11 protein-coding genes and 1 tRNA gene are annotated in these 13586 nt (G+C 57.9%); 9 read left to right on the forward strand and 3 right to left on the reverse strand.

Going from position 1 to position 13586, the window contains the following annotated elements; genetic code table 11:
- Positions 1-145 precede the first annotated feature (145 nt).
- Positions 146-1417, forward strand: a complete 1272-nt coding sequence (locus ACR0JX_RS17315; RefSeq protein ID WP_480545030.1) for an NAD(P)/FAD-dependent oxidoreductase — start codon at positions 146-148, stop codon at positions 1415-1417.
- A gap of 15 nt (positions 1418-1432) precedes the next feature.
- On the opposite strand, the gene ACR0JX_RS17320 is transcribed toward ACR0JX_RS17315, so the two are convergent.
- Positions 1433-2335 carry a LysR family transcriptional regulator gene (locus ACR0JX_RS17320; RefSeq protein WP_480545031.1) on the reverse strand — a complete coding sequence of 301 codons (903 nt, stop codon included), beginning with the start codon at positions 2333-2335 and terminating at the stop codon, positions 1433-1435.
- A gap of 72 nt (positions 2336-2407) precedes the next feature.
- Here ACR0JX_RS17320 and ACR0JX_RS17325 point away from each other — a divergent pair, with 72 nt between their 5' ends.
- From ACR0JX_RS17325 to ACR0JX_RS17345, 5 genes are all read left to right on the forward strand, one after another.
- Entirely contained in the window at positions 2408-5620 is a 3213-nt protein-coding gene (locus ACR0JX_RS17325) for a reductive dehalogenase (protein ID WP_480545032.1), read from the forward strand.
- 127 nt (positions 5621-5747) lie between these two features.
- Complete coding sequence (locus ACR0JX_RS17330) at positions 5748-6614, forward strand: FAD binding domain-containing protein (RefSeq protein ID WP_480545143.1); 867 nt, start codon at positions 5748-5750, stop codon at positions 6612-6614.
- Positions 6611-7090, forward strand: a complete 480-nt coding sequence (locus ACR0JX_RS17335) for a (2Fe-2S)-binding protein (RefSeq protein ID WP_480545033.1) — start codon at positions 6611-6613, stop codon at positions 7088-7090. Before ACR0JX_RS17330 ends, ACR0JX_RS17335 begins: the two co-directional genes overlap by 4 nt.
- Positions 7090-9345, forward strand: coding sequence for a xanthine dehydrogenase family protein molybdopterin-binding subunit (locus tag ACR0JX_RS17340; RefSeq protein ID WP_480545034.1), 2256 nt, complete (start codon positions 7090-7092; stop codon positions 9343-9345). The genes ACR0JX_RS17335 and ACR0JX_RS17340 overlap by 1 nt, the downstream gene beginning before the upstream one ends.
- Entirely contained in the window at positions 9338-9583 is a 246-nt protein-coding gene (locus tag ACR0JX_RS17345) for a MoaD/ThiS family protein (RefSeq protein WP_480545035.1), read from the forward strand. The genes ACR0JX_RS17340 and ACR0JX_RS17345 overlap by 8 nt, the downstream gene beginning before the upstream one ends.
- On the opposite strand, the gene ACR0JX_RS17350 is transcribed toward ACR0JX_RS17345, so the two are convergent.
- Complete coding sequence (locus ACR0JX_RS17350) at positions 9580-10287, reverse strand: lysophospholipid acyltransferase family protein (protein ID WP_480545036.1); 708 nt, start codon at positions 10285-10287, stop codon at positions 9580-9582. The two genes, ACR0JX_RS17345 and ACR0JX_RS17350, sit on opposite strands and share 4 nt — an antisense overlap.
- Positions 10288-10429: 142 nt before the next feature.
- Between ACR0JX_RS17350 and ACR0JX_RS17355 the strand changes: the two genes are divergently transcribed.
- Together ACR0JX_RS17355 and ACR0JX_RS17360 are read left to right on the forward strand one after the other, a co-directional pair.
- Positions 10430-10505, forward strand: a tRNA-Trp gene (locus tag ACR0JX_RS17355).
- Positions 10506-10525: 20 nt separating this feature from the next.
- Positions 10526-11242 carry an imm11 family protein gene (locus ACR0JX_RS17360; RefSeq protein ID WP_480545037.1) on the forward strand — a complete coding sequence of 239 codons (717 nt, stop codon included), beginning with the start codon at positions 10526-10528 and terminating at the stop codon, positions 11240-11242.
- 106 nt (positions 11243-11348) lie between these two features.
- On the opposite strand, the gene ACR0JX_RS17365 is transcribed toward ACR0JX_RS17360, so the two are convergent.
- A complete protein-coding gene (locus tag ACR0JX_RS17365) occupies positions 11349-12275 on the reverse strand; it encodes an alpha/beta hydrolase (RefSeq protein WP_480545038.1) in 927 nt (308 codons plus the stop codon).
- 171 nt (positions 12276-12446) lie between these two features.
- On the opposite strand from ACR0JX_RS17365, the gene lptF reads away from it, so the two are divergent.
- Complete coding sequence (lptF, locus tag ACR0JX_RS17370) at positions 12447-13586, forward strand: LPS export ABC transporter permease LptF (protein ID WP_480545039.1); 1140 nt, start codon at positions 12447-12449, stop codon at positions 13584-13586.

Here is a 13586-nt window from a genome sequence, read left to right on the forward strand (position 1 = left end):
GCGGGCAATGCCCGCGCCGGCCCGGCCCCTGCCGTCCGCAGGACGCAAGGTCGAAGACCGCGCAGATTTTCGATCGGGTTTGATCTTTGATTGGTAACAGTCGCATGGACGCGCTAAGGCTGCGCAGAATGATTGAAAGCGCGCCATGACCGATCCCGATGAACCTCTTTGGCGAACCACCTGCCGTGAAACTGTCGCGGCGACACCGTTGTTGTCTGACATAAGTGTGGACCTTGCGATCGTAGGAGGTGGCTATACGGGCTGTTCGGCGGCCTTATATGCGGCGCAGCAGGGTGCGTCTGTTTGTCTGCTCGAAGCAAAGAGCATCGGGCATGGCGGCTCTGGGCGAAATGTGGGGCTGGTCAATGCAGGCCTTTGGCTACCGCCTGACGATATCCGCAATCATCTGGGACAGGAAACCGGTGACCGGCTGATCGATCTGTTGGCGCAGGCACCTGCGGATGTCTTCGATCTAATAGATCAAAATGGGATCGATTGTGAACCGGTACGGCAGGGCACGCTTCACTGTGCGCATTCCGGAGCAGGGCGCCGCGATCTGCAGAAACGACATGCGCAGTTGGTTGCCAGCGGTGCGCCAGTTGAGTTGATAACGGCGCAGGATGCATCACAAAGAACCGGCAGCAGTGCGTTCCACGGAGCGCTATATGATCCGCGAGCGGGAACCATCCAGCCGATGGCATATGTCATGGGCCTGTCGCGGTCGGCTGCAGAGTCAGGAGCGCACATCTATACGGAAACTCCGGTCCGAAGCCTGCGCTGCGAAGGCAAGGAATGGTTGCTTGAGACACCTCAGGGAAGTGTGCGGGCGCGGGCTGTCATTCAGGCCACCAATGCGTATCATCAGGGCTCTGAAGAAACTGCACCTGACTATGTCCCTGTCTATTACTTCCAGTATGCGACCGCCCCCCTGTCACACAATCTGCGCGCCAGCATTTTACCGTCTGGTGAGGGATGCTGGGATACGGGTCTGATCATGACATCGCTCCGTCTGGATGGCGACGGGCGGATGATCATCGGTGGCATGGGTGATTTGAGTCATGCCGGGCGCGGAATACACTCGGCCTGGGTAAGACGAAAACTGGATCAGATATATCCGCAACTCTCAGATCAGCCCCTTGTCGAAGGGTGGCATGGTCGCATTGCCATGACGTCTGACCATATCCCGAAGATCACTCAAATTGGCCCCAATGCCTTGTCGGCGCATGGGTTTTCTGGTCGGGGCATCGGACCCGGTACAGTGTTTGGACGTCTGATGGCGCAAAGCCTTCTGAAGGGTGATCCTTCTTGCCTGCCTGTTCCAGTGGTACGCGAGCACCAAGAGCGATGGCCTCGCCTGCGACGGGTCTATTTTGAAACGGGTGCTGCACTGACGCATCTAGTTAAAGCGCGGTTTTAACTGGTTGATTGACAGTTAGCTTCGCAGCCGAGCCGCGATCTCTTCAATCCTTTTGCGCAGCCAACGATGCGCAGGGTCGTTGGCCATCCGTTGATGCCAAACCATGTAGATCGACACAGGTTCGCACTCAAAGGGTAGGGGCGCGCAGTCCAGCTCGGATAGTGGGCCTTGTTTCATCAAGGCCGTATCGGTCGATATCAGGGGGCTGCCCTTTACGAATGAGGGAATGGCGTTGAAATGGGGCAGGGTCACGACGGGTGGTCGGATTTGGTTCTGGTCGACCCCACGCATCACGGCGCGCGCGCTGCGGCCATCGGGGAATCGCACTTCGATATGGTCGCTTTCGCAGTAGCCTTCCCAACTGTCGGGCGCATCGCGCTGGGTTTTATCAAAAAATACCATCAAAGGGCTGTGCAGCAGGCGTTTCTGCAGAATATCCGGCCCGTCCGGGGGCAGCGGGGTCAGCATCAATTGGCACCTGTCACTGCGCAGCACGTCTGGGTCTGGCACGCCTGACGCGATGAAGTCGATCCTTAGCTGAACCCCCTCGGTGCGGGTTTCGCGCAGGAGGTCGGGAAAGATCAACTCGCGCGGCAGATCATTGGTTGCGATGGAAATCTCGATCTCTTCTGACTGAGGATCAAATGGGCGTTCATCGGTCAGCGCACGCATGCCGTCGAGGACGGTCTGTACCGGTTCTTTCAGTGACAAAGCGCGTTCTGTCGGCGTCAGCCCCTGTCCCGATCGCACAAAGAGCGGGTCACCAAGCACATGGCGTAGCTTGCCCAATGTGTGGCTGATCGCGGATTGGGTTACGCCCAATCGGTCGGCAGCTTTCGAGACGGAACTCTCCTCGAGGATCGTCAGAAACGCGCGGAGAACCTTACCATCAAGGTCAGAAAAATCGATTTTCTTCATATGATATATGATTAGGCATGAATGGATTTGCTGTCCACCGGGCGCTAGACACTTCTCAGGCAAGGAGGCTCAATGGGCATTCGCTTTTTCTCGGATAAAAACCGACCGGTGCATTTGGGTCCATATCCGTTGGAACGTCTGGCGCGCCAAAGCGCCATGCCGGACCTGTCGGCGCTGCCCGAAATGCCGCTACTGAGCTTTCACCGGAATGAACAGCCCGAAAGCATCGTCAATGCGATGGGTGAGTTTCAGGCGATGCTGGACACGATCCGCGATGGTCTGGTGAACCCGACTATATCGGATTTCCCAGCTGATCCCATGATCCGCGCGAACCATCTGAAAGCGTTTGGATATTTTAGTGACGCGTCGATGATGGGTTGCGGACCTTTGCCGCGCGACGCTTTCTTGGAACAGCCCCGCCGTAACCCGGATATCCACCGGTTGGCGCAAGCTCTGCGCAGTCGTCAGACAAAGACGCTTGCCTCGGGCATTGATGTGATCATGGCGGATCTGAAGGAAAGCGTCGAAGCAACACCCGGTCCGATAGGTAGCCATCGTCACGCCATCGTCTTTCTGTACGAATACAACCGCGATCCTGAGCCGGATGAACCCGGTGCGGATTGGATCATGGATGCGCAGGACCACCGTGCTTGCCTTCTGGCGACTGAAAACGCGACCGTTATTGCGAACTACATCCGATTGCTTGGCTTTGATGCACGGGCACATTCAGCCATGTCGTCTGAGGTTGATTTGCGCAAGCTGGCAGTAGCCGCAGGATTGGCGACGCTTGAAAACTCGGTACTGGTGGCCCCGTGGCTGGGGCGGCGTTTTGGTCTGGCTGCGGTTACGACCGAGATGGAGATTGCCCATGATCTACCCTTGGCCCCGATGGCAGAACAACCCTGGTTCCACACTCAAGGCCCCGCCTGGTGGCTGGGGGCTGGGTTCGCCAAAAACGCTCTGAACCGCGATCCTTATGCCAAACGGCGCTATGTGGACGGCGCTCATTCGTTTGAAAAACTAAAGCGCGTCGAAACGCCGACCACCTATATCGACGAAGAAAATGTCGCCCGCGTTCCCAAGCGCGCAGATATGTTCGCCCGCGCCCAGTTCGGGGATATGGGCAAACATCTGCAAGATGCCGCAAAGGGTGGATACTACGTGCGCAAATCCGCCCCGAGTTTTGCCCAACGCCGGGCCCTTGGTGCGTTTGTTCTTTTGCAGGATGGCGAGAGTGCGGATGTGCCCAAACCCTCGGACGCCGCGCGCAACGCCGTCAACATCAAGGCGGCCAGCTACTTTCTGGGCGTCGATGCGGTTGGCCTCAGCCGATGCCCGGATTGGAGCTGGTATTCCCACGACGCGACAGGCGAAGAAATCGTTCCGCCCCATGATCAGGCCGTCAGCATGATCATCGACCAGGGCTATGAAACGATGGAAGGCGCAAGCGGCGATGACTGGATCAGCGTCGCACAATCTATGCGGGCCTATCTGCGGTTTTCACTGCTTGGCGGGGTGATCGCGCAGCAGATCAGGAACATGGGCTACAAGGCCAAAGCGCATACGGTGATGGATGGCGAAGTGCTGCAACCGCCATTGCTGCTGCTGTCGGGATTGGGTGAGGTCAGCCGCATTGGAGAGGTCATTCTGAACCCCTATCTGGGCCCACGTCTGAAATCAGGTGTGGTGACGACCGATATGCCGGTTGATCACGACAAGCCCATCGATTTTGGCCTGCAGTCCTTTTGCGAGTCCTGCAACAAATGCGCGCGCGAATGCCCCTCGGGCGCGATCACGGCTGGACCCAAGCTGATGTTCAACGGCTATGAAATCTGGAAGTCCGACAGCCAGAAATGTGCGACCTACCGGATCACCACACCCGGCGGATCAATGTGCGGACGCTGTATGAAAACCTGCCCCTGGAACCTAGAAGGCATCTTCAAGGAACGCCCCTTTCGCTGGGCTGCGATGAACATTCCGCAAGCGGCCCCCGCATTGGCCAGACTGGATGACGCAGTTGGAAATGGCGGGCTGAATGACACCAAGAAATGGTGGTGGGACATCGAATTGCAGGGTGATGGGTCCTATCGACCCTCAACCCATCCACTCAACCGGCGTGATCTGCAACGGGACCTTGACCTAAAGTACGAGGATCAGACTTTGGCGGTGTACCCCGCCAATCTGGCCCCACACCCGTGGCCTTATCCCTTTGCAATGGACCGAGAGGCCGGGATCGCCGCGTATCAGGCGATGGTTTCGGCGGGCGAATACAAATCCCGCAAGGTTGCAGGGGATCTCTCTGTTGTACATCGCTATCAGATCGCTGGCCACGCACCTGTGATGCGGGTTGCCGTGACCAAGGTCGAAAAGATGACAGCGGATGTCACGAAATACGAGTTTGCATCGCTGGACGGTGCGCCCCTGCCGGGATGGACAGCGGGCGCACATCTGGACGTGCTGGTCGCGCCCGAATTCCTGAGGCAATACTCGATGTCGGGTAATCCATCGGATCGGGCAACCTATCAGATCGGCGTGCTGCGCGAGGATGAGGGGCGCGGCGGGTCCGCCCTGTTGCACCGGATCTTCAACGAAGGGCGCAAGGTTTTCATCTCAAATCCGATCAATCATTTCGAACTGGACGAGACCGCGACCAAGACCTTCCTGATGGGTGGCGGCATCGGGATCACGCCGATGATTGCCTTTGCTCACCGTCTGCATGCGCTGGGTCGTGCGTTCGAGTTGCACTACTCTGCCAGCGCACGCGACAGTGCCGGTTACATTGAAGACCTGGCCGCTGCCCCTTGGGCAGATCGCGTTCACTATCATTTCTCTGACGAAGGAACCCGTGCCGATCTGGATGCTATCCTATCGGGCTATCACGAGGGATGGCACGTCTATACCTGTGGGCCGGATCGCTACATGGACGGGGTGATGCAAGCGGCCGCTCGACAAGGTTTCCCTGATAATGCGCGGCATCTGGAGTATTTCTCAGCTCCGGAAGTGCCTGAATATGAAAATCACCCCTTCCGCCTCAAGCTTGCGCGTTCGGGTCAGGTTTTGTCTGTCCCCGCCAACAAGGATGCGGCTCAGGTCCTGAATGAGGCTGGGTTTCACGTGGATGTGAAATGTTCAGATGGAATCTGCGGTGTCTGCAAATGCGGTGTTTTGGCGGGCGAAGTTGACCACCGCGATTTCGTTCTGTCAGCGAAACAACGCGAAAAAGCAATGATCCTGTGCCAAAGCCGCGCGGCAGATCCCGACGGCGTGATCGAGATCGACCTTTGACTAGGGTCTGAAAGCGACATGATTTGACATCAAAATAGGTCGTGCGGGCCATGGACGCCGGAGGATGGCTGAACTAACGTCCATCCGAACCCCAGTGAATCCTGACCCACAGGCGCGAGGTAAAATCATGGATTATCACAGCCCTGCCAGCTTTGCCGAAGCTTCGGCGCTGGCCGCAAAAGCGACGGGCATCACACGGTTTCTGGCCGGCGGCACCGATGTCTTGGTGCAGCTGCGCTCGGAACTGGTGACGCCCGATACGCTGATCGACATAAAGAAAATCAACGGTGTACACGACATCACCCGCAACGCTGATGGCAATTGGACGCTTGGCGTGGCCACTACGGGTGCCGAGATGAGCGAGCATCCCGAGCTTGGACGTGATTGGCCCGGTGTGGTCGAGGCGATGGACCTGATCGGATCGACTCAGGTGCAGGGGCGCGCAACGCTGACTGGGAACCTCTGCAATGGCTCTCCGGCGGCTGATTCCGTGCCTGCGATGGTCGCCGCTGGCGTGACCGTTTCGGTCACCGGACCGGATGGTTCGCGCGAGGTTGCTGTTGAGGACATCCCCACCGGACCCGGCAAGACCTCGCTGGCGAAAGGTGAGGTGATTTCTGCAGTCAACATCCCGGCGCGCGGCGAGAATGCAGGCGACGCTTATCTGCGGTTTATTCCGCGGACCGAGATGGATATCGCGGTTGTTGGTGTAGGCGTCAGCCTGCGGCTGGACGGCTACGTGATCACCGAGGCGCGCGTGTCGTTGGGCGCTGTCGCCCCGACCGTTTTGCTGGTTGAAGATTGCGCCAAAGCCCTCATCGGCAGCACGTTGGATGACGCCGCGCTGGACGCGTTGGCGGCTGCGGCCTCGGAGGCTTGCAACCCGATCGACGACAAACGCGGAACGATCGAATTCCGCACTGAGGTCGCCGGCGTGCTCGCCAAACGCGCCGCGAAAATCGCCTACGCCCGCGCAAAGGGAGAACAGGTATGAGCAAGCTCCACGTATCCACCACCGTGAACGGGGACGCAGTCGATTATCTGTGCGATCCGCGCGAAACCCTGCTGGATTGTCTGCGCGACAAGCTGAACCTGACCGGCGCGAAAGAAGGCTGCGGCACCGGCGATTGTGGTGCGTGCTCCGTCACGGTCGATGGCCGTCTGGTATGCTCGTGCCTGATGCTGGGCGTCGAAGCTGAAGGCAAGCAGATCGAGACGGTTGAAGGTATCGCGGCCGGGGACGTTCTGCACCCGTTGCAGAAGAAGATGATCGAATATGCCGCCCTGCAATGCGGCATCTGCACTCCGGGCATTCTGGTCGCGGCCAAATCGCTGCTGGAAAAGAACCCCAACCCGACCGAAGAGGAAACCCGGTACTGGCTGGCAGGAAACCTCTGCCGCTGCACGGGCTATGACAAAATCATTCGCGCTGTGATGGACACGGCGGCTGAGATGCGGGAGGCGTCATAATGGCTCTGGACGATCGCAAAACTGATTTCACTTTTGTTGGCACCCGCCCAGATCGCCCGGACGGTCTGGATAAGGTGACAGGCCGCGCCAAGTTTGGTGCGGATATCACCGCGCCCGGCATGCTGCACGGCGCTATCCTGCGTTCGCCCCATGCCCATGCGCAGATCATCAAAATCGATGCATCCAAAGCCGAAGCGCATAAGGACGTCAAAGCCGTCATCACCCGCGCCGATTTCGCCGATGTCCCGTTCAAGCCCGGTCTGGAAGGCGAATTTTGGAACGTGCTGGAAAACGTCATGGCGGGTGAAAAAGCGCTCTATGATGGTCACGCGGTGGCAGCTGTCGCGGCGACCTCTGCCCTCGCGGCGCGCGATGCGTTGAAACTGATCGAGGTTGAATACGAGGTCCTGCCCCATGTCACCGATGTGGACAAGGCGATGGCACCCGACGCGCCGGTCATTCGTGAAGGGGCGGCGGACTATTCAGTATCCGAGGGGATGCATCCCAACGTTGTACGCTACCACGAGAGCGGCCATGGCGATGTCGAAGCGGGTTTTGCCGAGGCTGATCTGGTCATCGAAGACAGCTTTGTCACCGAGGCCACTCATCAGGGCTATATCGAACCGCACGCCTGTCTGGGCATGCTGGGCAATGATGGCAAAGGTGAGTTGTGGTGCACAACGCAAGGCCACTGGATCGCTCAGAAAACCTGTGCGGCTCTGCTGGGGATTGAGACCTCCCAACTGCGTGTCACCGCATCCGAAATCGGCGGCGGCTTTGGTGGTAAGACCACCGTCTTCATTGAACCTGTCTCGCTCGCACTGAGCCGCAAGGCGAACCGCCCAGTCAAGATCGTGATGACCCGGTCAGAGGTGTTCCGCGCCACGGGGCCAACGGCCTCGGCGTCTATGGATATCAAGATTGGGATGAAGAAGGACGGCACGATTTCGGCAGCGCAGGGCGTATTCCGTCTGCAAGGTGGGGCTTTCCCCGGCGCGCCGGGTGATATGACCGCCATGTGCGCCTTTGCCCCTTACAATCTGACCAACGTTAAACAGATCGGATATGACGTGATGGCCAACCGCCCGAAACAGGCGGCCTATCGCGCGCCGGGCGCCCCAATGGGGGCCTTTGCCGTCGAATCGGTGATTGATGAGCTGTGTAACAAGCTTGGTCTCGACCCCGTCGATGTGCGTCTAAAGAACGCCGCCCACGAGGGGACCAAGGCCAGCTACGGTCCGACCTACGAACGCATTGGTCTGGTCGAAACGCTTGAGGCCGCCAAGGCGCACCCGCACTACTTAGCACCGCTGAAGCCGGGGCAGGGGCGCGGGATTTCCTGTGGCTTCTGGTTCAACCATGGCGGTGAAACTTCGGTGTCACTGGCACTGTCCGAGGATGGCTCGGCGCAGTTGATGGTGGGAACGCCCGATATCGGTGGCTCACGCGCGTCGATGGCGCTGATGGCGGCTGAGGTTTTGGGTATTCCCTATGAAAACATCCGCGTGACCATCGCAGACACCGCGACGCTAGGCTACAACGACGTCAGCCACGGCTCGCGCGTGACCTACGCGTCGGGTTTGGCGACCATCAAGGCGGCCAAACACGCAGTCGAAAAACTGTGCGAACGTGCTGCGGCCAAGTGGGGTATCCCGGTCGAGGCCGTGAAATGGGAAGATGGCTGTGCTGTGCCTTCAGGCCCCAACGCAGGCGATTTCGACCCGCTGGCCCTGTCCGACATCACGGCGGATATGGGGCGCACCGGCGGCCCGATCTCGGGCCATTTCGAGGCAACTCCGGAAGGTGCGGGTGTCTCCTTTGGTACTCACATCGTCGATGCTGAGGTCGACCCGGAAACCGGAAAAACATCGATCACTCGCTACACAGTCATTCAGGACGCCGGCAAGGCGATCCACCCGACATATGTCGAAGGCCAGTTCCAAGGCGGTGCCGCGCAAGGTATCGGCTGGGCGCTGAACGAGGAGTACATCTATGGCGAGGATGGCCGGTTGCAGAACTCGATCTTCCTTGACTACCGCATCCCGGTGGCCAGCGACCTGCCGATGATCGACACGGTGATTGTCGAAGTGCCCAACCCCGGCCACCCGTTTGGAGTGCGTGGTGTGGGTGAAACCGGCATCGTTCCACCCCTTGCAGCCATCGCCAACGCGGTGTCAAATGCGGCTGGTGTTCGGATGAAGCAATTGCCGATGTCCCCGCCGCGCATTCTGGCGGCGCTTAAGGACAATGGTTGAGGTCCATCTTTGGTCCGGCCTCCGGTCACTGACCGGGGGCCAACAGGTGGTGAAGGTTGAGGCCAAGACCACCGGAGAGCTTCTGCAAGCTTTGGTCGCTGCTCACCCTCAGTTGCAGGCGCCGATTGATGCAGGCGTTTCTATTGCTGTCGACGGACGCGTCATTGCCACGGGGCTAACCGAACCCATCCCTGAAGGCAGCGAAATCTACCTGATGCAACGCTTAAGGGGCGGTTAGGCCTCGGGCGACCACGGTTCGCGCCCGACCATCCGGTCGGCCTCGGCCGTAATGTCGTTCATATGTTGCTCAAGACTCAGCCGCAGAGATTCGATCTCCTCTTCACTTGCCTTACGCGGCACCGTTTCGGTCCACTCGCGGCACAGAAACACGCCCTCATTGCGCCAGGGGCGAGGCATCAGCAGGCGGTCCCAGGTGCCGGCCTCTCGCCCGTGTTTGGCAGAAAAGGTAATGCCAAAAACTCGTTTGCCCGAAGTGCGCGCCCAGACCAGAGGCACAGTCGACAACACCCGTTCCGGGCCTCGCGGGCCGTCAGCAGCAATCCCGATCGATATTCCCCGCTTGATCTTGCCAATCACTTCGCGCGACACCGCGATATTGTTCGCGTTCTTGCTGGTCATGGCAATCGTGTCCATGCCAAACAGTTTCTGCACACGTCCAACCATGCTGCCTGCACGTGCCGAGGATGTGATCGAACAGATCTCTCCCTTGTCCAGTGGGAAAAAATAGGGCGATTGGGCTAATCTTTGGTGCCAAAGCACAACGATAACCGGCTCACCCTGTTCGGCCAGTTGATCCAGCTCCTCATATCCGATGCGCTGCCAACGGGTGTTGCGGTTGACCATCCGGATGTAACTGGCGATCCGCCGCGCAGTCCAATTCAGTACAGCTTCGCTGTCGGCGATTTTCGTGCGGAGGCTCAAACTGGGTTCCCTTTGTTGCCCGACCCTTGTCTTACCGCACTGCGCGCGCCGCGCAACTTGTTTGTCTGGTGAAGAACTAACGAGGATTGCAAAAAAGCCTCTTGAGTCCGTCGCGCGGCTGGCATATCTGGGGGCGCACCACAGGGGTATAGCTCAGTTGGTAGAGCGACGGTCTCCAAAACCGTAGGTCGCGGGTTCGAACCCTGCTGCCCCTGCCATTCCTCCGCTTCAGTTTCGTATGTTTTTTATTGAGGTCGTGCCTTTGTCAGCGTCAGCCAACATTGACCCGGACCAATGTGTCTGGATCGCAACCACATTGAACAACATTAATGCGATCACGCCGGTAAGCCGAAGAGAGTTCGGTTTACATCGCATAAAAGCGATGCCTGAGGATCAGCGTGAAAAGTTCACCGAGCTGCTGCACCAGGCTGACCGAAGCTGGAAGACTGGTGAGATTCTCACATCAGAGATGGTCGGTGAGGTTTGGTACTACAATTCCAAGGCTGAATACCATACCCCCCCGTTTATGTCTGGTGGTGGCTTTCCGATGGTTTCCGAAACTGCCAAGCAAGTATTGGAGGCTTATGATCTGGGCAATACCGTCTTTCATCCGATCACGTTGATGAATCCAGAAGAAACCCAGCGCACCACATCTGAACCCTACTACCTGCTAAATGTTGCCAATAAACGTTCCATGGGAAATTACGACGTGCTTGGGCCGAAAGGCGACTATAGCGCGCCGCTCAACAATCGGCACGGAATTCGTTTTCGTCCTCAAAGTGGCCAAGAGGCAGAACTTGTTGTCATCCCTGAAGCCTTGTGTGGGCCAGACATATGGCTCGACCCCATAGTCCCAGAAATACTGTTCCTGTCTGATGCGCTGGTTCAGGGGCTTAAGGCGTCCGGTGTCGATAAAGGCTGGGGCCTTGTGCGCTGTGCCGTGGGCACTCTCTGAACTGCAAACTCCCGAGCCTTGATCCGATTGGGGTTCAGAGGCCTTGGTTGAACGAATGCCATCCGCTCAGATTGGACATCACCGCATTAACCAGACCCACACACCATCAAGCCAACAACAACTGGTCCCCGATATTTGTCTTGTGCCGGGTCGGCATCGTTTTGGCATCCCGCCCGTCGATGGTCAGTGACAGATCTTTGTAAAACCCCTCGCTATCGAACCACCAGCGATGGGATTTGGCCATCTTGCGCTGCCCTTTCGGCACGTCGCGCTTGTATTGTTCCTCGCAATAGATGTCCCAATGCCCTTTAGAGGTCAGCTTGGGCATTCCAACGCGACCGACGCGTTCCCTGCCACCGTTAACAAGGCCGCCGGATAGCGCCAGAACCTTGTCCTTGCCGCTGTAGTAGTTGGTGAACCGTTTGCTGCGCTTTTTCAGCACCAGATCGCCCCAGGCGCCTTTTTCCATCCAATCCGCATCAACATCGCCTGAGGCGAAAGTCACCTGATCTGCCGACCAGATTTTATTGCCGGGTCCTGCGGAATCACCGAAGTCCGAGAAAGCGCGTAAGACAACCAAAGCCCCCATGGAGTGCGCCAGAATGTGCACCTTGGGCTTAGGAGCCATGCCGAGAATTGGCAACATCCCATCCCCAACCAGATGCGGGGCCACAGCTTTGGCATCTGCGCGGTCGCTGTCATAGGTATGCAGTGACCCGTCGCTGGGCCAGTCAAAGGCGACAACCGCACCCTTGTATCCATTGGCCCGGACACCCTTCTCAATCTTGTCCAACCGATCCAGCATATCCTTCTGGCTGGTATTGAAGCCGTGAACATAGATCAAAACGGCAGAGTTTCCGCCTTGCTGCTGCACAAGGTTCAGCCATTTTGCCTTTTTGATAATGCCGCCTTTACGGATACGCCCGTCGGCGGTTTTCTGAGTGATATGGACGTAACGCGATTTCGCGGCAGGTTTCAGGGTGAATTTCTTTTTCTGTGCATTGTAAGTGCGGCGCGAGAAAAATAAGGCCATTTGTTAAACTCCGTTATTCATAATCTGCTGAGTGTCGCATGAACTTGAGAGTTCACAAAACGTAATCTCGCAAGGATTGGAGTGGGCGAAGCATTAGCAAGGACGACAGGTTTCCTCTGCCAATCGAATGGCCTATGGTCAGACCCGGTAGACACAGACACACGAGGACCCATGTCGCGCTTTGATGGATATTTCCTGCGACAGTTGCTGATTCTGTTCGGCTTTTTCACTTTGGTCCTTGTCGGGGTATTCTGGATCACTCGATCCGTCAGCCTGTTTGATCGTGTCATCAGCGGCGGGCAATCGGCGATGGTGTTTCTGGAGTTCACTGCCCTGACACTGCCAACCCTGATCCGCACGGTGATGCCCATGGCTGTGTTTGCGGCGGCGGTTTACGTCACCAACCGATTGAGCCGGGAAAGCGAGTTGACAGTGATGCTGGCGACCGGATCCAGCCCCTGGAGGTTGGCGCGCGCTGTGGTTCTGTTTGGCCTGATCACGGGTTTGATGATGGCGATCATCAGTGTTTTTCTGCGCCCGGCCTCGGTCGAGCAGCTTGAGATCAGACAGGCCGAGGTTGCCGGGGATGTGACAGCACAGCTGTTGAACGAAGGTGAATTCATGCACCCGGCCGAAAATGTAACGGTCTATATCGGGGGCATTGATCTGGATGGAACACTGCAAGAGGTGTTTGTGTCCGACCGGCGTGATCCAGAGAATGCAGTCAGCTATTCCAGCGCCACGGCCTATCTCGTGAACAACAGCACCGGTATTCATCTGGTGATGGTCGATGGCGTGGCTTTGCGCCTGAATGCCGAGGGACGGACGCTGTCCTCGACCCTGTTTCAGGATGCATCCTACGACATATCGGAACTGGCCAATACAGGCGGCATGACCCGGCGCAGCCTCGAGGCGATTTCGACGGCCGAATTGCTCTATTCCATGAAGACCATCGAGGAAACGGAATTCCACAGCCGTGGGCATCTGATCGAAGAATTGCATCAGCGTTTCTCGTGGGTTGCGATCTGTATCGCGGTGTCGCTGGCGGGGTATGCGACGCTCATGCTTGGCAGCTTCTCTCGTTTTGGGCTATGGCCACAGATTCTGGGGGCCTTCACAATTCTGGTCCTGCTGGAAGGTGTCAGAGGGTTTGTGTCGCCGGTTGTGATCGATGATCCACGGCTTTGGGGATTGCTTTATCTACCAGCGGTGATCGGGATACTCATTTCGGTCTTGTTTTTGCTTGTCGCAGGCCGACCGGTGTTGAAAAAACGCGCCAGACCAGAGGAGGCTTTGGCCTCTCCGACCTGA

The sequence above is a fragment of the Ruegeria sp. AH7 genome, from assembly GCF_056541325.1.

Bases quoted from the DNA above. Each gene is read 5' to 3' on its own strand.
- ACR0JX_RS17315 (WP_480545030.1), top strand. From the start codon at position 146: ATGACCGATCCCGATGAACCTCTTTGGCGAACCACCTGCCGTGAAACT.
- ACR0JX_RS17320 (WP_480545031.1), bottom strand. From the start codon at position 2,335: ATGAAGAAAATCGATTTTTCTGACCTTGATGGTAAGGTTCTCCGCGCG.
- ACR0JX_RS17325 (WP_480545032.1), top strand. From the start codon at position 2,408: ATGGGCATTCGCTTTTTCTCGGATAAAAACCGACCGGTGCATTTGGGT.
- ACR0JX_RS17330 (WP_480545143.1), top strand. From the start codon at position 5,748: ATGGATTATCACAGCCCTGCCAGCTTTGCCGAAGCTTCGGCGCTGGCC.
- ACR0JX_RS17335 (WP_480545033.1), top strand. From the start codon at position 6,611: ATGAGCAAGCTCCACGTATCCACCACCGTGAACGGGGACGCAGTCGAT.
- ACR0JX_RS17340 (WP_480545034.1), top strand. From the start codon at position 7,090: ATGGCTCTGGACGATCGCAAAACTGATTTCACTTTTGTTGGCACCCGC.
- ACR0JX_RS17345 (WP_480545035.1), top strand. From the start codon at position 9,338: ATGGTTGAGGTCCATCTTTGGTCCGGCCTCCGGTCACTGACCGGGGGC.
- ACR0JX_RS17360 (WP_480545037.1), top strand. From the start codon at position 10,526: ATGTTTTTTATTGAGGTCGTGCCTTTGTCAGCGTCAGCCAACATTGAC.
- ACR0JX_RS17365 (WP_480545038.1), bottom strand. From the start codon at position 12,275: ATGGCCTTATTTTTCTCGCGCCGCACTTACAATGCACAGAAAAAGAAA.
- lptF (WP_480545039.1), top strand. From the start codon at position 12,447: ATGTCGCGCTTTGATGGATATTTCCTGCGACAGTTGCTGATTCTGTTC.